The sequence below is a fragment of the Mycobacterium sp. E2989 genome (genome assembly GCF_001667595.1).
In the GTDB taxonomy this organism is placed as follows: domain Bacteria; phylum Actinomycetota; class Actinomycetes; order Mycobacteriales; family Mycobacteriaceae; genus Mycobacterium.
In genome coordinates, this window is sequence record NZ_LZJX01000079.1 from 26,678 (window position 1) to 45,983 (window position 19,306).

Below are 19,306 nucleotides of genomic sequence, written 5' to 3' on the forward strand. Positions count from 1 at the left end.
AGGAAGAAGCGGACTCAACAGTGCAGACACACGAGATCAGGAAGAGGTTTCTTGATCACTTCGTGAAGGCGGGCCACACCGAGGTGCCGAGCGCCTCGGTGATCCTCGACGACCCCAATCTGCTGTTCGTCAACGCCGGCATGGTCCAGTTCGTGCCCTACTTCCTGGGGGCGCGCACCCCGCCGTACCCGACGGCCACCAGCATCCAAAAGTGCATCCGCACGCCGGACATCGACGAGGTGGGCATCACCACCCGGCACAACACCTTCTTCCAGATGGCCGGCAACTTCTCGTTCGGCGATTACTTCAAGCGGCGCGCCATCGAGCTGGCGTGGACGCTGCTGACCAACGCCGTGTCCGAGGGCGGCTACGGGCTGGATCCCGAAAGAATCTGGACGACGGTCTATTTCGACGACGACGAGGCCGTGCAGCTGTGGCACGAGATCGCCGGGCTGCCGGTCGAGCGGATCCAGCGCCGCGGCATGGAGGACAACTACTGGTCCATGGGGATCCCCGGGCCGTGTGGCCCGTCGTCGGAGATCTACTACGACCGCGGGGAGGAGTTCGGGGTCGGCGGCGGCCCGGTGGCCAACGAGGACCGCTTCATCGAGATCTGGAACCTCGTGTTCATGCAGAACGAACGCGGCGAGGGCACCGGCAAAACCGACTTCGAGATCCTGGGGCCGTTGCCCCGCAAGAACATTGACACCGGCATGGGCGTCGAGCGGGTCGCGTTCATCCTGCAGGGCGTGCACAACGTCTACGAGACCGACCTGCTGCGGCCCGTTATCGACACGGTGGCCACCCGGGCGCCCCGCGGCTACGACGTCGGCAACCACGAAGACGATGTGCGCTACCGCGTGATCGCCGACCACAGCCGCACCGCGGCGATCCTGATCGGCGACGGCGTCACCCCCGGCAACGACGGCCGCGGATACGTGCTGCGCCGGTTGCTGCGCCGGGTGATCCGGTCGGCCAAGCTGCTCGACATCGAGGGCCCCATCGTCGGCGACCTGATGAGCACCGTGCGCGACGCGATGGGGCCGTCGTACCCCGAACTGGTCGACGATTTCGACCGGATCAGGCGCATCGCCGTCGCCGAGGAGACCGCCTTCAACCGCACGCTGGTGGCCGGATCCAAGCTGTTCGACGAGGTGGCCGGCACCACCAAAGCGGCTGGGGCGAAATCGATCTCGGGCTCTGACGCCTTCACGCTGCACGACACGTACGGCTTCCCGATCGAACTGACCCTGGAGATGGCCGCCGAGGCCGGCCTGCAGGTCGACGAGATCGGCTTCCGGGAGCTGATGGCCGAACAACGCCGCCGCGCCAAGGCGGACGCCGCGGCCCGCAAGCACGCGCACGCCGACCTGAGCGCCTACCGGGAACTGGTCGACGCCGGGCCCACCGAATTCACCGGTTTCGACGAATTGTCCTCCGAGGCACGGATTCTCGGCATCTTTGTCGACGGCAAGCGGGTGCCGGTGGTTGCCCACGGCACCGACGGGGCCCAACAGGTCGAGCTAGTGCTGGACCGCACCCCGCTCTACGCCGAGTCCGGCGGCCAGATCGCCGACGAGGGCACGATCAGCGGGACGGGCACCGGCGAGAGCGCCCGCGCGGCGGTCACCGACGTGCAGAAGATCGCCAAAACCCTGTGGGTGCACCGGGTCAACGTCGAATCCGGCGAATTCGTCGAGGGAGACACCGTGGTGGCCGCGGTCGACCCGGAGTGGCGCCGCGGCGCCACCCAGGGGCACTCGGGCACCCACATGGTGCACGCCGCGCTGCGACAGGTGCTGGGGCCCAACGCCGTTCAGGCGGGATCGTTGAACCGCCCCGGCTACCTGCGTTTCGACTTCAACTGGCAGGGCGCGCTGTCCGACGAGCAGCGCACCCAGGTCGAGGAGGTCACCAACCAGGCCGTGCAGGCCGACTTCGAGGTGCACACGTTTACCGAGCAGCTGGAGAAGGCCAAGGCGATGGGCGCCATGGCGATGTTCGGCGAGGCCTACCCCGACCGGGTGCGGGTGGTGGAGATCGGCGGGCCGTTCTCGCTGGAGCTGTGCGGGGGAACGCACGTGCACAACTCGGCCCAGATCGGGCCGGTGACCATCCTGGGCGAATCGTCGGTCGGTTCGGGGGTCCGCCGGGTCGAGGCCTACGTCGGGCTTGATTCGTTCCGCCACCTGGCCAAGGAGCGCGCGCTGATGGCCGGGCTGGCGTCGTCGCTGAAGGTGCCGTCCGAAGAGGTGCCGGCGCGGGTGGCCGGCCTGGTGGAGCGGCTCAAGGCCGCCGAGAAGGAACTCGAACGCGTGCGGCTGGCCGGCGCGCGGGCCGCCGCGACCAACGCCGCGGCCGGCGCGGAGCGGATCGGTAACGTCCGTGTGGTGGCGCAACGCATGTCGGCGGGGATGACGGCCGGTGACCTGCGTTCCCTGGTAGGCGACATTCGCGGCAAGTTGGGCAGCGAGCCCGCCGTGGTGGCGCTGATCGCGGAGGGGGAGGGCGGCAGCGTGCCGTACGCGGTCGCCGCGAATCCGGCCGCCCAGGACCTGGGGATCCGCGCCAACGACCTGATCAAGCAGCTGGCCGCGACGGTCGACGGCCGCGGCGGCGGCAAGCCCGACCTGGCGCAGGGGTCCGGCAAGGATCCGAGCCGCATCGACGCGGCGCTCGAGGCGATCCGCTCCGAGATAGCGCGGGTCGGTTGAGTGGTCCCCACCCAGCATCGCGCGCCCGACCGGCCCGGCGACCCCGATCAGGATCCGGGGCGGGGGCGACGGCTCGGCATCGACGTCGGCAGCGTGCGCATCGGCGTGGCCTGCAGCGACCCCGACGGCATCCTGGCGACCCCGGTCGAGACCGTGCGCCGCGACCGCTCCGGCAAACACGTGCGGCGGCTGGCCGAGCTGGTCGCGGAGCTCGGGGCCGTCGAGGTGGTCGTCGGGTTGCCGCGGACGCTGGCCGACCGGACCGGGCCGTCGGCGATCGACGCGATCGGGTTGGCCGACGAGCTGTCCCAGCGGATCGCCCCCACGCCGGTGCGGCTGGCCGACGAGCGCCTGACCACGGTCAGCGCGCAGCGATCGCTGCGCGCCGCGGGCGTCAGCGCCCGGGAACAGCGGGCGGTGATCGACCAGGCGGCCGCGGTCGCCATCCTGCAGAGCTGGCTCGACCAACGCCGCGCCACCCTGACCGCGGGGGAGCCGGCCGATGGTTGACAGCGCGCGGCGGGAACGCGCCGAGCCCGAGGCCGTCGGCCCATCGCGAAAGCGCAGCCGCGTGGCGCGCAATCAGGCCGAGCGGGGCCGTCGCCGCCGGCGGTTCGCCGGCAAGATCGTGCTCGCTATCGTCGCCGTCGTCGTGCTGGTCGGGGTCTTCGTCGGGGCCAAGCTGTGGCATACGGTCTTCGGGGCAGGCGACGACTACACCGGAAACGGCAAGCGCGACATCGTGATTCAGATCAAGGACGGCGACTCGACCACCATGGTGGGGGAGACGCTGCAGCACGAACAGGTGATCAAGACGGTCCGCGCATTCGTCAACGCCGCGCACGGCAACAGCAAGATCTCCTCGATCCAGCCCGGCTTCTACCGGATGCGCACCGAGATCCCGGCGACCGACGCCGTCGCGCGGCTGGCCGACCCGAACAGCCGCGTTGGCCGGCTGGTCATCCCGGAGGGCCGCCAGCTCGACGACACCACCGACATGAAGACCAACGTGGTGACCCCGGGGATCCTCACGCTGATCTCCCGCGCCACCTGCGTGACCCTCGACGGCAACCAGCACTGCGTCGCGGTGGAGGAGCTGCGGGCGGCGGCCACCAACGCCACGCCCGCGGCGCTGGCCGTCCCGCCCTGGGCCGTCGAACCGTTCACCGAGCTGGGCAAGGACCACCGCCGGATCGAGGGGCTGATCGCGCCCGGAACCTTCAACGTCGACCCCTCCGCGCCGGCCGAGACCATCCTGTCGGGCCTGATCAGCGCCGGCGCGGTCGAATACGTGAAGTCCGGGTTGGTGGACACCGCCCAGGCCATGGGCCTGTCGCCCTACGACATCCTGGTGGTGGCCTCGCTGGTGGAGCAGGAATCCAAGTCGCAGGACTTCGCGAAGGTCGCCCAGGTCATCTACAACCGCCTGCACGCGCACCACACGCTGGAATTCGACTCGACGGTCAACTACCCGCTGGATCGCCGGGAGGTGGCCACCACCGACGCCGACCGGGCCCAGAAGACGCCGTGGAACACCTACGTGTCGCAGGGGCTGCCCGCGACGGCGATCTGTTCGCCCGGCGTCGACGCGCTGCGCGCCGCCGAGCACCCCGAGCCCGGTGACTGGCTGTACTTCGTCACCATCGACGCCCAGGGGACGACGCTGTTCACCAAGGATTATCAGCAGCATCTGGCCAACATCGAGCTGGCTAAGCGCAACGGTGTCCTCGACAGCACGCGCTAGAAGGGCGGCCGTCCTCGGCAAGCCGATCGCTCACTCGAAATCCCCGCAGCTGCATCTGGCGGCCTACCGGGCGCTGGGCCTGGACGGCTGGACCTACGAGCGCATCGAATGCGACGCCGAGCAGCTGCCCGGCCTGGTCGGTGGGTTCGGGCCCGAGTGGGTCGGGGTATCGGTGACCATGCCGGGCAAGTTCGCCGCGCTGCGGTTCGCCGACGAGCGCACCGAGCGCGCCGATCGGGTGGGGTCGGCCAACACCCTGGTCCGCACGCCCTCGGGGTGGCGGGCCGACAACACCGACATCGACGGGGTGAGCGGGGCGCTCGGGTCGGCCTCGGGACGCGCGCTGGTATGTGGATCGGGCGGCACCGCGCCGGCGGCCATCCTGGGGCTGGCCCAACTGGGCGTCAGCGACATCGCCGTCGTCGCGCGCGACCCCGACAAGGCGGCCCGGCTGGTGGAGCTCGGCGCGGGCGCCGGGGTGCCGACGCGGTTCGTGGCCCTGGACAGCGACGAGCTGGCCGGCGCGGTGCGCGGGGCGCAGGTGCTGGTCAGCACCATCCCCGCGGGCGTCGCGGCGCGCTACGCGGACACCTTCGCGCCCATCCCGGTGCTGCTCGACGCCGTCTACGACCCCTGGCCCACGCCGCTGGCCGCCGCGGTCGCCGCGGCCGGCGGCCGGGTGATCGGCGGCCTGCAGATGCTGCTGCACCAGGCCTTCACCCAAGTCGAGCTATTCACAGGGCTGCCCGCGCCGCGAGAGGCCATGGCCGCCGCCCTGCGTTAGCGTCTCGCGGCATGCGGATAGCCGCGGCGGCGCTGGTGCTGGCCTGGCTGGCGGCGTTGAGCGGCTACGACGTCCGCGAACGTCGGCTGCCCAACCTGCTGACGCTGCCCGGGGCGTGCGCGATCCTGCTGGCGGCCGCGGCGAGCGGGCGCGGCGGGCCCGCGCTCGCCGGGGCGGCGGCGCTGACCGCGATCTACCTGCTGGTGCACTGCACCGCCCCGGCGGGGATGGGCGGCGGCGACGTCAAGCTGGCGATCGGGCTGGGCGCGCTGGCGGGTTGTTTCGGGGTGGGGGCGTGGTTCCTGGCCGCGCTGGCCGCGCCGCTCCTGACGGCGCTGCTCGCGGCGCTGTGCGGTGCGCGGGCGGTGCCGCACGGCCCGTCGATGTGCCTGGCCACCGCCGGCGCGATCGGCCTGGTTCTCGGGATTTAAGCCCGCGCCGGACCCCGTGGGAGAATGTCCGGGTGTTGCGTTGGATCACCGCCGGGGAGTCGCATGGCCGCGCGTTGGTGGCCATGCTCGAGGGCATGGTCGCCGGCGTGGAGGTCAACTCCACCGACATCGCCGACCAATTGGCCCGCCGCCGGCTCGGTTACGGCCGCGGCGCGCGGATGAAGTTCGAGCGCGACGCGGTGACCGTGCTGTCCGGCGTGCGCCACGGCGTCACGCTGGGCGGCCCCATCGCCATCGAGATCGGCAACACCGAGTGGCCCAAGTGGGAAACCGTGATGGCCACCGACCCGGTCGACCCGGCGGAGCTGGCCAACGTCGCGCGCAACGAACCGCTCACCCGGCCGCGGCCCGGCCACGCCGACTACGCAGGCATGCTCAAGTACGGCTTCGACGACGCCCGCCCGGTGCTGGAGCGGGCCAGCGCGCGCGAGACCGCCGCCCGCGTCGCGGTGGGCACGGTGGCGCGGTCCTTCCTGCGCCAGGCCCTGGGCGTCGACGTGCTCTCCCATGTCATCGCGATCGGCCCGTCGGCGCCGTACGACGGCCCGCCGCCGCGGCCGGAGGACCTGGCCGCGATCGACGACAGCCCGGTGCGCGCGTTCGACAAGGCCGCCGAGGAGGCGATGATCGCCGAGATCGAGGCCGCCAAGAAGGACGGCGACACCCTCGGCGGCGTCGTCGAGGTGGTAGCGCTGGGCCTGCCGGTCGGGCTGGGCTCCTTCACCAGCGGCGACAACCGGCTCGACAGCCAGCTCGCCGCCGCGGTGATGGGCATCCAGGCCATCAAGGGCGTGGAGATCGGCGACGGCTTCGAGACGGCGCGCCGCCGCGGCAGCCGCGCCCACGACGAGATGTATCCCGGACCCGACGGCGTCGTGCGCTCGACCAACCGCGCCGGCGGGCTCGAGGGCGGCATGACCAACGGCCAGCCGCTGCGGGTGCGCGCCGCGATGAAACCCATCTCCACGGTGCCGCGGGCGCTGGCCACCGTCGACCTGGCGACCGGTGACGAGGCCGTCGCCATCCACCAGCGCTCGGACGTCTGCGCGGTGCCGGCCGCCGGCGTCGTGGTCGAGGCCATGGTGGCGCTGGTGCTGGCCCGGGCGGCCCTGGAGAAGTTCGGCGGCGATTCGCTCACCGAGACCCGCCGCAACATCGAGGCGTACCAGCGCGCGGTCGCCGACCGCGAATCGCCGGCCGCCCGGGGTACCGCCTGATGGCACCCAGGGCGGTACTCGTCGGGTTGCCGGGGTCGGGCAAGTCCACCATCGGACGGCGCCTGGCCAAGGCGCTCGGCGTCGGATTCCTCGACACGGACACCGCCATCGAACAGCAGACTCAGCGCAGCATCGCCGACATCTTCGCCACCGACGGGGAGCAGGAGTTCCGCCGCATCGAGGAAAACACGGTGCGTGCCGCGCTGGCCGACCACGACGGCGTCTTGTCGCTGGGCGGCGGCGCCGTCACCAGCCCGGGGGTGTGCGAGGCGCTGGCCGGCCACACGGTCATCTACCTGGAGATCAGCGCCAACGAAGGCGTGCGCCGCACCGGCGGCAGCACGGTGCGCCCGCTGCTCGCCGCGGCGGACGACGCCGAGAAGTACTCGAAATACAAGGCGCTGATGGCGAAGCGGGCCCCGCTGTACCGGCGGGTGTCGACGATCCGGGTCGACACCAACCGCCGCAATCCCGGGGCGGTGGTGCGCTACATCGTGTCCCGGCTGCAGACGCCGGAGAACGCGCACGCGGAGGCCGCCACATGACCGCGCCGGTCACCGTGCAGGTGGCCGTCGACCCGCCGTACCCCGTGGTCATCGGCACCGACCTGGGCGACCAGCTCGTCGAACTGCTTTGCGACCGGCACCGGGTGGCCGTCGTGCACCAACCGGCCCTGGCGCACACCGCCGAGGCGATTCGAAGCCGCCTGGCGGACAAGGGTGTTGACGCCCACCGCATCGAAATCCCGGACGCCGAAGCCGGCAAGGACCTGCCGGTCGTCGGGTTCCTCTGGGAAGTGTTCGGCCGCATCGGGATTGACCGCAAAGACGCGGTGGTCAGCCTCGGCGGCGGCGCGGCCACCGACGTGGCCGGCTTCGCGGCGGCCACCTGGCTGCGCGGCGTCGACATCGTCCACGTCCCCACCACGTTGCTCGGCATGGTCGACGCCGCCGTCGGCGGCAAGACGGGTATCAACACCGACGCGGGCAAGAACCTGGTCGGCGCGTTCCACCAACCGCTGGCGGTGCTGGTCGACCTGGCGACCCTGGAAACGTTGCCGCACAACGAACTCGTCGCCGGCATGGCCGAAGTGGTCAAGGCCGGATTCATCGCCGACCCGGTGATCCTCGATCTCATCGAGGCCGACCCCGACGCCGCCGTCGACCCCGCGGGTGACGTGCTGCCGGAACTGGTCCGGCGCTCGATCGCCGTCAAGGCACACGTCGTCGCCGCCGACGAGAAGGAGTCGGAGCTGCGCGAAATCCTCAACTACGGCCACACTTTGGCGCACGCGATCGAGCGCAGGGAGCGCTACGAGTGGCGCCACGGGGCCGCGGTATCGGTAGGCCTGGTGTTCGCCGCGGAGCTGGGCCGGCTCGCCGGCCGGCTCGACGACGCGACCGCGCGGCGCCATCGCACCGTGCTGTCGGCGCTCGGCCTGCCGGTCAGCTACGACGCGGACGCGCTGCCGCAGCTGCTGGAATACATGGCTCAGGACAAGAAGTCGCGGGCCGGCGTGCTGCGGTTCGTGGTCCTCGACGGGTTGGCCAAGCCGGGACGGCTGGCCGGCCCCGACCCGGCGCTGCTGGCGGCGGCGTACGCGGGAGTGTCCGGCGAAGAGGGGGCCCGATGACCGTGACCGTGCAAGTCATCAACGGCCCCAACCTGGGCCGGCTGGGCCGCCGGGAGCCGGACGTCTACGGGGACACCACGCACGACCAGCTGGCCGAGCTCATCGAGCGGGAGGCCACCGCCCTGGGCCTGAAAGCCGTTGTGCGCCAAAGCGATGACGAAGCCCAGCTGCTGGATTGGATCCATTCGGCCGCCGACGCGGGCGAGCCGGTGATCCTCAACGCCGGCGGCCTGACCCACACCTCGGTGGCGCTGCGCGACGCGTGCGCCGAGTTGCGCGCGCCCCTGATCGAGGTGCACATCTCCAATGTGCATGCCCGCGAAGAGTTTCGCCGCCACTCATACCTCAGCCCGGTGGCGACCGGGGTGATCGTCGGGCTGGGCGTCCAGGGCTATTTGCTTGCCCTGCGCTACCTGGCGGAAGCCGCGCCGAACTAACCCTGCGCTAGTCCTTGCCGGCCTCGGTGCCCGGCTTGCGGATCACCTCGGTCTTGGGGTCGTCCTCGCTCTTGGGGATCGTCTCGGTGGGCGCATCGCGCTCGGCCGTGGCGACCGCGGCGGTCCGCTCCTCGTGCTGCGCACCCGCCGCGGGGATCTCCCCGGTCGGCGCGTCGTCACCGCGGACCGCGGAGAAGACGTCGGTGTCGGCGCGCTCCTCGTCGGTTCCCTGCCGCCGGGGCGGGGGATTGCGGTCGACCCGCCAACGGCCGATGGTCACGCCGATGATCCCGGGCAGGAACACGCACAGCGCGGTGAACGCGGCGAACGTGGTCACCTCGTTGATCAGCCCACCGGTGTAGAGCCCGTTGTACACCAGCGCGATGAGCCAGCAGACGGCGCCGGACAGGACGCCCGCCACCAGCCCGGCCAGCAACCAGGTCATCGCCAGGTCCCCGCGGCGGTCGGGGTCCGGGTTGGCGATCGCGTCGGCCCGGCCGTCGAACACCCCCCACACGGCCACGGCGATGACGAACAACAGCAGCAGCACCACGCTGAAAAGTCCTGCCTGCGTCTGCCACGCGTTGATGAGCGCCCCCTGCAACAAACGGACGACGATCATCACGGCGGCGTAGACCAATCCGCGCACCATCCAGCTCCTCATGGGCAATCAGCGTAGCGAGTACCGTCAAGGGTCGTGACACATTCTCAGCGTCGGGACAACCTGAAAGCGCAAATCAGTGCCAGCGGACTGGACGCGATGCTGGTCAGCGACCTGAACAACGTGCGCTACCTCTGCGGTTTCACCGGCTCGAACGGCGCGTTGCTGGTGTTCGCCGACGATCGCGGCCCCGTGCTGGCCACCGACGGCCGCTACCGCACCCAGGCGGCGGAGCAGGCGCCCGGCCTCGAGATCGCCATCGAACGCGCCCTCGGGCGCCATCTGGTCGGCCGGGCCGCCGAGGCCGGCGTGGGCAGGCTGGGCTTCGAAAGCAACGTGGTGACCGTCGACGCCTTCGACGTCCTGACCGGCGAACTGGGCGAGCGCAAGGCCGCCACCGAGCTGGTGCGGGCCGCCGGAACCGTCGAGGCGCTGCGTGAGGTCAAGGACGACGGCGAGGTGGCGCTGCTGCGGCTGGCCTGCGAGGCCGCCGACGCCGCGCTCGCCGACCTGGTGGAGCGTGGGGGGCTGCGGCCCGGGCGAACCGAACGCGAGGTGAGCCGGGAGCTGGAGGCGCTGATGCTCGACCACGGCGCCGACGCGATCTCGTTCGAGACCATCGTGGCCGCCGGGCCCAATTCGGCGATCCCGCACCACCGGCCCACCGACGCGGCGCTGGCCACCGGCGATTTCGTCAAGATCGACTTCGGCGCGCTGGTGGCCGGCTACCACTCCGACATGACCCGCACCTTCGTGCTCGGCAAGGCCGCCGACTGGCAGCTGGAGATCTACCAGCTGGTCGCCGACGCGCAGCGGGCCGGCCGTGAGGCGCTGACCCCGGGTGCGAGCCTGCGCGACGTCGACGGCGCGGCGCGGCAGTTGATCGTCGATGCGGGCTACGGCGAGCAGTTCGGCCACGGCCTGGGGCACGGCGTGGGGTTGCAGATCCACGAGGCGCCGGGAATCGGCGCCACCTCCACCGGCACCTTGCTGGCGGGTTCGGTGGTGACCGTCGAACCCGGCGTCTACCTGCCGGGCCGCGGCGGCGTCCGCATCGAGGACACCCTGGTCGTGCCCGACGAGAAGCGCGGACGGACACCCGAACTGCTGACCAGGTTCCCCAAGGAGCTGGCGGTTCTGAGCTAGGCCGCGCCGATCGGCGGCGCGCCGCCGAGGGTACAGTCGGGTGCGTGAATGGGGTGGAACCAATCGAACGCGGCCTGGCGCGCCTGCGGGATTTTCGGTGGGAACTGCACGCCCAGCCCCTGCGGGAGCTGCGGCTGGAGCTTCAGATCGTCTACTTCGCGGTCCCGGTGCCGTTCTCCGGCGGGGTCAAGCTGAACGTCCCCTTCCTGACGATGATCAACCGGCTGCCCCCGGCCGGCGAGGCCGCCGACGGCCGCCCGGAACAGGGCACGGACCGGCCGGCGTCCCGCCGGTCCTAGGTCCCCCGACGCGCTGGGCCGGGTCGCGCCGCGCTCTAGACTGACGGACAAATTGCGGGCGGTCGGCGAACGACCGTCCATTCCTCTAGGAGATACACCGAACCGTGGCAAGCACCGCCGATTTCAAGAACGGACTGGTGTTGGTGATCGACGGCCAGCTCTGGCAGATCGTCGAGTTCCAGCACGTCAAACCCGGCAAGGGCCCGGCCTTCGTGCGCACCAAGCTGAAGAACGTGCTCTCCGGCAAGGTCGTCGACAAGACGTACAACGCCGGCGTGAAGGTGGAGACGGCCACCGTCGACCGGCGCGACACCACCTACCTCTACCGCGACGGGTCGGACTTCGTGTTCATGGACAGCCAGGACTACGAGCAGCACCCGCTGCCCGAGTCGCTGGTCGGCGACGCCGCCCGATTCCTGCTCGAGGGCCTGCCGGTGCAGGTGGCGTTCCACAACGGGGCGCCCCTGTACATCGAACTGCCGGTGTCGGTCGAGATGGAGGTCACCCACACCGAGCCGGGCCTGCAGGGCGACCGGTCCAGCGCCGGCACCAAGCCCGCCACCGTGGAAACCGGGGCCGAGATCCAGGTGCCGCTGTTCATCAACACCGGCGACAAGCTGAAGGTGGACACGCGCGACGGCAGCTACTTGGGGCGCGTCAACGCGTGAGCAGGCCCGTCAGGGGGCGCCATCAGGCCCGCAAGCGTGCCGTTGACCTGTTGTTCGAGGCCGAGGCCCGCGGGTTGAGCCCGGCCGAGGTCGTCGACGGGCGCGCGACGCTGGCCGCGGCCAACCCGGATGTGGCGCCGCTGCAGCCGTACACGGTCGCGGCGGCGCGGGGGGTCGGCGAGCACGCCGCCCACATCGACGAACTGATCAGCTCGCACCTGCAGGGCTGGACGCTGGACCGGCTGCCCGCCGTCGACCGCGCCATCCTGCGCGTCGCGGTGTGGGAGCTGCTCTACGCCGACGACGTCCCCGAGCCGGTCGCCGTGGACGAGGCCGTCCAGCTGGCCAAGGAGCTGTCCACCGACGACTCACCGGCCTTCGTCAACGGCGTCTTGGGCCAGGTCATGCTGGTGACGCCGCAGATCCGGGCGGCCGCCGCGGCGGTCCGCGTCCGCGCCGCCGCCCCGCCGGAGAACGAGGAACACCAGGCGTGACCCGGCTGGAGCTGCGCGCCGTCGTCGCGGGGTTGCTGGCCGCGACGGTGGTGTTGGGTGCCGTCGTGTGCGCCGCATTCGGGTGGGCGATCGTCGCGTCGGCGCTGTCGATTTACGCGCTGGCCGTGGGCGCCTGGCTGTACCACTGCGTCGAACGGCTGATCGTGGCCCGCCGCATCAGCACGGTCCGCACCGCCGCCAGGCCGCTGCAGCCGCTGCTGCCGGTGATGGCCGCGCTGATGGGCCTGACGCAATCCGTGGTGCGGTCGCTGTCCGACGTGACCGAGCTGCCGGCCCGCCGCTGGGAGCTTCCGGTGCTGCGCTGGGTGGAAACCACGCGCGGCAACCGGCGCGTCGTGGACGCCGACGAGGATGACGACGAGTTGAACAGCTGAGGGGACCTCACGCGAAACGATGACGCGTGCGGTGCGGCGGGGTGAGAATACAAGTCGCCCAGAAGAACAGGTGAGATATGACTCGATACACCACCCAGCCGCGACGCCTCCGGGTCTCCGCGCTGGCGGCGGTGGCCAACCCGTCCTACGCCCGCGTCGACACCTGGAACCTGCTCGACGACGCGTGCCGTCACCTCGCCGAGGTCGACCTGGCCGGGCTCGACAAGACGCACGACGTGGCCCGGGTCAAGCGGCTGATGGACCGCATCGCGGCCTACGAGCGGTACTGGCTGTATCCCGGCGCGGCGAACCTGGCGAGCTTCCGGGCGCACCTCGAGAGCCTCTCCACGGTGCGGCTCACCGAAGAGGTATCCATGGCGGTGCGGCTGCTGAGCGAATACGGCGACCGCGCAGGGCTTTTCGACACCTCGGCACCGCTGGGCGACCAGGAGCTGGTGGCCCAGGCCAAACAGCAGCAGTTCTACACCGTGTTGCTCGCCGACGACGCGCCTGCGACGGCGCCCGACTGCCTGGCCGAGTGCCTGCGGGCCCTGCGTAACGCGTCCGACGACGTGCAGTTCGAAATCCTGGTGGTGCCCAGCGTCGAAGACGCCATCACCGCGGTCGCGCTGAACGGCGAGATCCAGGCCGCGATCATCCGCGACGACCTGCCGCTGCGGTCCCGCGACCGGCTGCCGCTGATGAACACGTTGCTCGGGCCCAACGAGGCCGCGGAGGGCGGCGCCATTCCCGACCACGCCAACGACTGGGTGGAGTGCGGCGAGTGGATCCGCGAGCTGCGGCCCCACATCGACCTGTACCTGCTCACCGACGAGTCGATCGCGGCGGGCGACGACACCGAGCCCGACGTCTACGACCGGACGTTCTACCGGCTCAACGACGTCACCGACCTGCACAGCACGGTGCTTGCCGGGCTGCGGAACCGTTACGCCACACCGTTTTTCGATGCGCTGCGCGCGTACGCGGCGGCGCCGGTGGGCCAGTTCCACGCGCTGCCCGTCGCGCGTGGTGCCAGCATCTTCAACTCGAAGTCGTTGCAGGACATGGGCGAGTTCTACGGCCGCAACATCTTCATGGCCGAGACCTCGACCACGTCCGGTGGCCTGGACTCGTTGCTCGACCCGCACGGCAACATCAAGAAGGCGATGGACAAGGCCGCGCACACGTGGAATTCCGACCACACGTATTTCGTCACCAACGGCACCTCGACCGCCAACAAGATCGTCGTCCAGTCCCTGACCAGGCCGGGCGACATCGTGCTGATCGACCGCAACTGCCACAAGTCGCACCACTACGGGCTGGTGCTGGCAGGCGCCTACCCGCTGTACCTCGACGCGTATCCGTTGCCGCAGTTCGCCATCTACGGGGCGGTGTCGTTGCGGACGATCAAGCAGACGCTGCTGGATCTCGAGGCCGCCGGTCAGTTGTCCCGGGTGCGGATGCTGCTGCTGACCAACTGCACCTTCGACGGCGTGGTCTACAACCCGTTGCAGGTCATGAAGGAGGTGCTGGCGATCAAGCCGGACATCGTCTTCTTGTGGGACGAGGCCTGGTACGCGTTCGCCACGGCCGTGCCGTGGGCCCGGCAGCGGACCGCGATGGTGGCGGCCGAGCGCCTCGAGCAGATGCTGGCTTCGCCGGAATACGCTGCGGAGCATCGGGTTTGGGCGGCGGAGATGGAAGGCGTCGACCGGTCGGAGTGGGTGGAACGCCCGCTGTTGCCCGACCCCGCCAAGGCGCGGGTCCGCGTTTACGCGACGCACTCGACGCACAAGTCGCTGTCGGCGCTTCGGCAGGCGTCGATGATCCACATCCGCGACCAGGATTTCAACGCGCTGACGCGCGACGCGTTCGGTGAGGCGTTTTTGACCCACACCTCGACCTCGCCCAACCAGCAACTGCTGGCCTCGCTGGACCTGGCGCGCCGGCAGGTCGACATCGAGGGCTTCCAGCTGGTCCGGCAGACCTACGACATGGCGCTGGTCTTCCGGCACCGGGTGCGCCGAGACCGGTTGATCAGCAAGTGGTTTCGCATCCTCGACGAGTCCGACCTGGTGCCAGAAGAGTTCCGGGCGTCGTCGGTGAGTTCGTACCGGGAGGTTCGGCAGGGTGCGCTGGCCGAGTGGAACGAGGCGTGGCGGTCGGATCAGTTCGTGCTGGACGCGACGCGGGTGACCCTGTTCGTCGGCAAGACCGGGATGAACGGCTACGACTTCCGCGAGAAGATCCTGATGGAGCGATTCGGCATCCAGATCAACAAGACGTCGATCAACAGCGTGCTGTTGATCTTCACCATCGGGGTCACGTGGTCGAGCGTGCACTATCTGCTCGACGTGTTACGCAGGGTGGCAATCGATTTCGATCGCGTCGAGAAGGCGGCCAGCGTCGCCGACCGGGCGCTGCAGGAGCGGCACGTCGAGGAGATCACCCAGGACCTGCCGCACCTGCCCGACTTCAGCGAGTTCGACATGGCCTTCCGGCCCGTCGACGCGTGCATGTTCGGCGACATGCGGTCGGCCTTCTACGCCGGATACGAGGAGTCCGACCGCGAGCACGTCCTGATCGGCATGGCGGGGCGACGGCTGGCGGAGGGTAAGACGCTGGTGTCCACCACGTTCGTGGTGCCCTACCCGCCGGGGTTCCCGGTGCTGGTTCCCGGGCAGGTGGTCTCCAAGGAGATCATCTACTTCCTGGCCCAGCTCGACGTCAAAGAGATCCACGGTTACAACCCCGACCTCGGGTTGTCGGTGTTCACCGAGGCCGCGCTGGCGCGGATGGAGGCCCAGCGCAACGCGGCGTTGGCCGCGGTGGGTTCGGCGTTTCATTCCTTCGAGCTGCCCTCGGACGCCTCCGGGCTGAACGGGGCGCTCAACGGCGACGGCGCCGCGCAGGTCGTCAGCGAGGACGCCTGAGTTAGCCGGCCTGCCGGCCCGGATCCGACGTGGGCTGCGCCGGCCAGCCGAGCTCCCCTCGCAGGAGCCCGCGCGCGATCGCGTCGTGCCGGGCCGGGCTGCCGGCTGGAGCGCTCGTGGGGCAGGTGCAATTGAGGGTGTTGAACGGGCTGGGATCGGCGTTGGCCGGCGCGGCCGCCAGTAGGGCGGAACCGAGGACCGTGGCGGCGAAAATCAGCAGTGGGGTGAGCGCGCCGTTCTGACGACGCGCGGGGCGTGCGGTATCAGACATGACAACTTCAGCGTAGGGCGCGTCGCTGGGAACCCGCTGAGAGCACTCAGGCCTCTTCCGGGGCCGCCCCGGGGTGGCTTCCGGGCCGCTGCGGCAGCACGACGAGCAGGGCCACGATGACCGCGGCGAGCACCGCCGAGGCCAGCGGGCGGCTCAGGGCCAGGCCGCCGTCGGCCACCGGCTTGTCGATGAAGTCGCCGACCGTCGCCCCGAGCGGCCGGGTCAGGATGAACGCGACCCAGAACAACGCGACGCGCGAGATGCCGGTCCAGTAGTAGAGGGCGATCACCACGGCCAGGCCGGCCGCGAACACCAATGCGCCACGCTCGTAACCGAATCCGCGGGTGTCGGCCAGCCAATCGCCGAGCGCGGTGCCCAGGGTCTGCGAGAAGGTGATGGTCGCCCAATAGAAGGCCTCGACTTTCGGCGTCGAGACGGTGGTGACCGAGACGGTGCCCTGCGACCAGCGCCAAAGGCCCAGGGTGGCCAGCAGGCAGGCCAGCAGCACCAGCGACCCGCCGGTGTAGCCGATGCCGAGCGATCGGTCGGCGAAGTCGGCCAGCGTCGTGCCGAACGTCGTCGAGGCCACGATCGTCGCCCAGTAGAGGCTGGCGTGGAAACGCTTGGCCAGGATTTGGGCGGCCACCAACGCCACCAGCGCGACGCCGAACAGCGCGACCCCCGCCGCGTAGCCCCAGTTCAAGGTCATGGTGACCGTGTCGCCGCCGGTCTCGCCCAGGGTGGTGGCCAAGATCTTGATGATCCAGAAACCAAGGGTGACCGCGGGCACCTTGGTCAGCGCCTGCCGTGACACGTTGCTCATGCTTGTCCAGGGTAGCGGCGGTGAGAAAGACCTGAGTTTGCGGATAAGTATTCGCTGTGCGCCGGCTATGAATCGCCCTCCCGCGCAGCGCTTTTGCCTGGTTCCAAACCCGCACGCGCACAGCGTATCTCGCGAGGTAGAAGGGCGGCGGACCGGCCCGCATCACTGAGCTAGACATTTGAATTACCTTATAAATCAATAAGTTACACGGGTTCCGGGTGCGTCTTGGCGCCCGGGGGCGCTGCGAATGGCGTGCACTATGGATTCATGCTCTCCGAGGTCAGCGGCGCCGACCGAATCGGCGCGGGCGCGCGCTGGTCGGTCATGGCCGTCTCCTTGGGGGTGACGGCGTCGTCGTTCCTCTTCATCAATGGCGTTGCGTTCCTGATTCCTTCGCTGCAGGCGCGCAGCGGCATCACGTTGATCGAAGCCGGCCTGCTGGCATCGATGCCGAGCTGGGGCATGGTCGTAACGCTCGTGCTTTGGGGCTGGGTGTTGGACCGCGTCGGTGAGCGGGTGGTGCTGACCGCCGGTTCGGCCCTCACGGCGGCGGCGGCCTATGCCGCGGCGTCCGCTCAGTCGATAACCGAAATCGGCGTCTTTCTCTTTCTCGGTGGAATGGCGGCGGCCAGCTGCAACACCGCCGGTGGGCGGCTGGTGTCCGCATGGTTCCCGTCGCATCAGCGGGGCCTGGCGATGGGCATCCGCCAGACCGCACAACCGTTGGGCATCGCCCTTGGCGCGCTGGTGATTCCGGAGCTGGCCGAGCGCGGCCCCCGTCGCGGGCTGATGTTCCTGGCGCTCATGTGCACCGTGGCCGCGGTGGCCAGCGTGCTGGGGATCGCCGATCCGCCGCGCAAACCGCGCGGGCTGGCCACCGGCGCGGAACTGGCCAGCCCCTATCGCGGATCGTCGGTGCTGTGGCGGATCCACGCGGTGAGCGCCCTGCTGATGGTGCCGCAGTCGCTGACCGTGACGTTCATGCTCGTCTGGCTGATGAATCGCCATGGCTGGTCGGTCGCGGCCGCCGGTGGGCTCGTCACCCTGTGCCAACTGCTGGGCGCGGCGGGGCGGATCGCGGTCGGGCGCTGGTCGGATCGTGTCGGCTCGCGGATGCGACCGGTCCGCACCATCGCCATCGGCGCCGCGCTGGCCCTGTTCCTGCTTGCCCTCACCGACAACACGGGTTCGGGCTACGACGTGTTGCTCATGGTCGCGATCTCGGTGATCGCGGTGCTCGACAACGGACTGGAGGCCACCGCCATCACCGAGTACGCCGGGCCGTTCTGGAGCGGCCGTGCGTTGGGGCTGCAGAACACCACCCAGCGTTTGACGGCCGCCGCCGCGCCCCCGGTCTTCGGTGCACTGATCACGGCCGCCGAATACCCGGCCGCATGGGCGCTTTGCGCGCTGTTCCCGTTGGCGGCCGTGTCGCTGGTGCCGCTTGAGTTCGGGCATCGAATGGGGGCGCCCCATGAGCCCGAGCGCCGTTCCGCTCACGGGGATTGGAAAGACGGCGTCGTGTCCGAGGTGGCGCAATAGCGCAGACGGTCGTTGTTTGCGCTGGTCGTCATCGAATACGCCCCGGCGCAATGCGCGCGGCCGCCGCGGCGGTTCGTTCTCGGGCACCCAAAAACCGCCCGTGAGCTGCGTTAGCGTGGCCGCGTGGCGCAACCGATCAGCAGCGGACCACGGGCCGACCGCGCCCGGCGGGTGGCTGACGTGTTGCGCCAGCAGATTCACGCCGACGCCTATCCCGGCGGCCTGCCGGCCGAACACGAGTTGGCGGCCGAATTCCTGGTGTCGCGCAACACGATTCGTGAGGCGCTCGCGGTGCTGAAGCACGAGGGCCTGATCGACCGCGGACCCAAGGTTGGCACGCACGTCGCCCAGCGCAAGTACGACCACGGCCTGGACACGCTGCTGGGGTTGAAGGAGACGTTCAAGAACCTCGGCGAGGTGCGCAACGAGGTGCGCGCCGCGATGGCCGTCACCGCGCCGCCGTCGGTGGCCCGCCGGCTGCGGCTGCAAGCCGGCGAGCAGGCGGTGTTCATCGAACGCTTGCGATACCTCGGCGATCTGCCGCTCAGCCTCGACCTGACCTACCTGACCCCGGACATCGGGGCCCGGGTGCTGGACCACCCGCTGGAAACCAACGATCTGTTCGCGCTCATCGAACAGGTCAGCGGTCAGCGGCTGGGGTCGGCGGCGCTGGCCCTGGAGGCCATCCCCGCCGACGCGCATTCGGCGGCCACCCTGCAGGTGCCCGACGGCGCGGCGCTACTCATGCTGGAGCGGCTCACCAGCCTCGCCGACGGCACGCCGGTCGATTTGGAGTACATCCGCATGCGCGGTGATCGAATCACCATGCGCGGCAGCCTGATAAGGAGCGATACATGACGCTGGTCAACAACACTCGCGCCGACGTGCCGGTGACGATCGACGAGTCGTTGTGTATCGACGGCTGCACCCTGTGCGTGGAGGTCTGTCCGCTCGACGCGCTGGCCATCAACCCCGAAACCGGCAAGGCGTACATGCACGTCGACGAGTGCTGGTACTGCGGCCCGTGCGCGGCCCGCTGTCCGACCGGCGCCGTGACCGTCAACATGCCCTATCTACTCCGCTGAAACCCGAA

General features: G+C 70.2%; 21 protein-coding genes. 18 read left to right on the plus strand and 3 right to left on the minus strand.

The window, feature by feature from the left end; all coding sequences use genetic code 11:
- The first annotated feature begins 20 nt into the window (after positions 1-20).
- The 9 genes from alaS to aroQ are packed head-to-tail and all read left to right on the plus strand — an operon-like array spanning position 21 to position 8,981.
- A complete protein-coding gene (gene alaS / locus A5680_RS14120; protein WP_067820276.1) occupies positions 21-2,714 on the plus strand; it encodes an alanine--tRNA ligase in 2,694 nt (897 codons plus the stop codon).
- Positions 2,715-3,224, plus strand: a complete 510-nt coding sequence (gene ruvX, locus A5680_RS14125; RefSeq protein ID WP_067820280.1) for a Holliday junction resolvase RuvX — start codon at positions 2,715-2,717, stop codon at positions 3,222-3,224.
- Complete coding sequence (mltG, locus tag A5680_RS14130; protein WP_055404776.1) at positions 3,217-4,458, plus strand: endolytic transglycosylase MltG; 1,242 nt, start codon at positions 3,217-3,219, stop codon at positions 4,456-4,458. The genes ruvX and mltG overlap by 8 nt, the downstream gene beginning before the upstream one ends.
- Positions 4,436-5,242, plus strand: a complete 807-nt coding sequence (locus A5680_RS14135) for a shikimate dehydrogenase (RefSeq protein ID WP_156675115.1) — start codon at positions 4,436-4,438, stop codon at positions 5,240-5,242. The genes mltG and A5680_RS14135 overlap by 23 nt, the downstream gene beginning before the upstream one ends.
- Before the next feature lie 11 nt (positions 5,243-5,253).
- Complete coding sequence (locus tag A5680_RS14140; protein WP_055404777.1) at positions 5,254-5,673, plus strand: A24 family peptidase; 420 nt, start codon at positions 5,254-5,256, stop codon at positions 5,671-5,673.
- A gap of 32 nt (positions 5,674-5,705) precedes the next feature.
- Positions 5,706-6,911 (plus strand): chorismate synthase, encoded by a 1,206-nt coding sequence (gene aroC / locus A5680_RS14145; protein ID WP_067820283.1) that lies wholly within the window; start codon positions 5,706-5,708, stop codon positions 6,909-6,911.
- On the plus strand, positions 6,911-7,456 hold the full coding sequence (locus A5680_RS14150) for a shikimate kinase (protein WP_055404779.1): 546 nt from the start codon (positions 6,911-6,913) through the stop codon (positions 7,454-7,456). The genes aroC and A5680_RS14150 overlap by 1 nt, the downstream gene beginning before the upstream one ends.
- Positions 7,453-8,544 (plus strand): 3-dehydroquinate synthase, encoded by a 1,092-nt coding sequence (aroB, locus tag A5680_RS14155; protein WP_067820286.1) that lies wholly within the window; start codon positions 7,453-7,455, stop codon positions 8,542-8,544. The genes A5680_RS14150 and aroB overlap by 4 nt, the downstream gene beginning before the upstream one ends.
- Entirely contained in the window at positions 8,541-8,981 is a 441-nt protein-coding gene (gene aroQ, locus A5680_RS14160; protein WP_055404781.1) for a type II 3-dehydroquinate dehydratase, read from the plus strand. Before aroB ends, aroQ begins: the two co-directional genes overlap by 4 nt.
- A gap of 7 nt (positions 8,982-8,988) precedes the next feature.
- Here aroQ and A5680_RS14165 read toward each other — a convergent pair whose 3' ends face one another.
- The gene (locus A5680_RS14165; RefSeq protein ID WP_197499791.1) at positions 8,989-9,645 is read right to left on the minus strand and encodes a B-4DMT family transporter; all 657 of its coding nucleotides are present in this window, start codon (positions 9,643-9,645) and stop codon (positions 8,989-8,991) included.
- A 33-nt stretch (positions 9,646-9,678) separates the two neighbouring features.
- Between A5680_RS14165 and A5680_RS14170 the strand changes: the two genes are divergently transcribed.
- From A5680_RS14170 to A5680_RS14195, 6 genes are all read left to right on the plus strand, one after another.
- Positions 9,679-10,788 (plus strand): Xaa-Pro peptidase family protein, encoded by a 1,110-nt coding sequence (locus A5680_RS14170; protein WP_055403675.1) that lies wholly within the window; start codon positions 9,679-9,681, stop codon positions 10,786-10,788.
- A gap of 44 nt (positions 10,789-10,832) precedes the next feature.
- Positions 10,833-11,087: a hypothetical protein gene (locus tag A5680_RS14175; RefSeq protein WP_067820291.1), complete on the plus strand. Its 255-nt coding sequence runs from the start codon at positions 10,833-10,835 to the stop codon at positions 11,085-11,087.
- Between the two features lie 104 nt (positions 11,088-11,191).
- Positions 11,192-11,755, plus strand: a complete 564-nt coding sequence (gene efp, locus A5680_RS14180; RefSeq protein WP_007171952.1) for an elongation factor P — start codon at positions 11,192-11,194, stop codon at positions 11,753-11,755.
- The gene (nusB, locus tag A5680_RS14185) at positions 11,752-12,249 is read left to right on the plus strand and encodes a transcription antitermination factor NusB (RefSeq protein WP_055403677.1); all 498 of its coding nucleotides are present in this window, start codon (positions 11,752-11,754) and stop codon (positions 12,247-12,249) included. Before efp ends, nusB begins: the two co-directional genes overlap by 4 nt.
- Positions 12,246-12,644 carry an antitermination protein NusB gene (locus A5680_RS14190; RefSeq protein WP_067820294.1) on the plus strand — a complete coding sequence of 133 codons (399 nt, stop codon included), beginning with the start codon at positions 12,246-12,248 and terminating at the stop codon, positions 12,642-12,644. The genes nusB and A5680_RS14190 overlap by 4 nt, the downstream gene beginning before the upstream one ends.
- A 77-nt stretch (positions 12,645-12,721) precedes the next feature.
- Positions 12,722-15,577 carry an aminotransferase class I/II-fold pyridoxal phosphate-dependent enzyme gene (locus tag A5680_RS14195; protein WP_055403679.1) on the plus strand — a complete coding sequence of 952 codons (2,856 nt, stop codon included), beginning with the start codon at positions 12,722-12,724 and terminating at the stop codon, positions 15,575-15,577.
- 1 nt (position 15,578) lies between these two features.
- On the opposite strand, the gene A5680_RS14200 is transcribed toward A5680_RS14195, so the two are convergent.
- Positions 15,579-15,848, minus strand: a complete 270-nt coding sequence (locus tag A5680_RS14200; protein WP_067820297.1) for a hypothetical protein — start codon at positions 15,846-15,848, stop codon at positions 15,579-15,581.
- Positions 15,849-15,894: 46 nt separating this feature from the next.
- Positions 15,895-16,671, minus strand: a complete 777-nt coding sequence (locus A5680_RS14205; protein WP_067820300.1) for a hypothetical protein — start codon at positions 16,669-16,671, stop codon at positions 15,895-15,897.
- A gap of 267 nt (positions 16,672-16,938) precedes the next feature.
- Here A5680_RS14205 and A5680_RS14210 point away from each other — a divergent pair, with 267 nt between their 5' ends.
- The 3 genes from A5680_RS14210 to A5680_RS14220 all read left to right on the plus strand — a co-directional run bounded on the left by A5680_RS14210 (position 16,939) and on the right by A5680_RS14220 (position 19,298).
- The gene (locus tag A5680_RS14210) at positions 16,939-18,213 is read left to right on the plus strand and encodes an MFS transporter (protein WP_082955994.1); all 1,275 of its coding nucleotides are present in this window, start codon (positions 16,939-16,941) and stop codon (positions 18,211-18,213) included.
- Between the two features lie 123 nt (positions 18,214-18,336).
- Positions 18,337-19,071: a GntR family transcriptional regulator gene (locus tag A5680_RS14215; RefSeq protein ID WP_055403686.1), complete on the plus strand. Its 735-nt coding sequence runs from the start codon at positions 18,337-18,339 to the stop codon at positions 19,069-19,071.
- Positions 19,068-19,298, plus strand: a complete 231-nt coding sequence (locus A5680_RS14220) for a ferredoxin family protein (protein ID WP_055403687.1) — start codon at positions 19,068-19,070, stop codon at positions 19,296-19,298. The genes A5680_RS14215 and A5680_RS14220 overlap by 4 nt, the downstream gene beginning before the upstream one ends.
- Positions 19,299-19,306 lie beyond the last annotated feature (8 nt).

Coding starts and splice junctions, on each gene's coding strand:
- mltG (WP_055404776.1), top strand. CDS start 3,217: ATGGTTGACAGCGCGCGGCGGGAACGCGCCGAGCCCGAGGCCGTCGGC.
- A5680_RS14140 (WP_055404777.1), top strand. CDS start 5,254: ATGCGGATAGCCGCGGCGGCGCTGGTGCTGGCCTGGCTGGCGGCGTTG.
- A5680_RS14150 (WP_055404779.1), top strand. CDS start 6,911: ATGGCACCCAGGGCGGTACTCGTCGGGTTGCCGGGGTCGGGCAAGTCC.
- aroB (WP_067820286.1), top strand. CDS start 7,453: ATGACCGCGCCGGTCACCGTGCAGGTGGCCGTCGACCCGCCGTACCCC.
- aroQ (WP_055404781.1), top strand. CDS start 8,541: ATGACCGTGACCGTGCAAGTCATCAACGGCCCCAACCTGGGCCGGCTG.
- A5680_RS14165 (WP_197499791.1), bottom strand. CDS start 9,645: ATGAGGAGCTGGATGGTGCGCGGATTGGTCTACGCCGCCGTGATGATC.
- A5680_RS14195 (WP_055403679.1), top strand. CDS start 12,722: ATGACTCGATACACCACCCAGCCGCGACGCCTCCGGGTCTCCGCGCTG.
- A5680_RS14200 (WP_067820297.1), bottom strand. CDS start 15,848: ATGTCTGATACCGCACGCCCCGCGCGTCGTCAGAACGGCGCGCTCACC.
- A5680_RS14205 (WP_067820300.1), bottom strand. CDS start 16,671: ATGAGCAACGTGTCACGGCAGGCGCTGACCAAGGTGCCCGCGGTCACC.
- A5680_RS14210 (WP_082955994.1), top strand. CDS start 16,939: ATGCTCTCCGAGGTCAGCGGCGCCGACCGAATCGGCGCGGGCGCGCGC.
- A5680_RS14220 (WP_055403687.1), top strand. CDS start 19,068: ATGACGCTGGTCAACAACACTCGCGCCGACGTGCCGGTGACGATCGAC.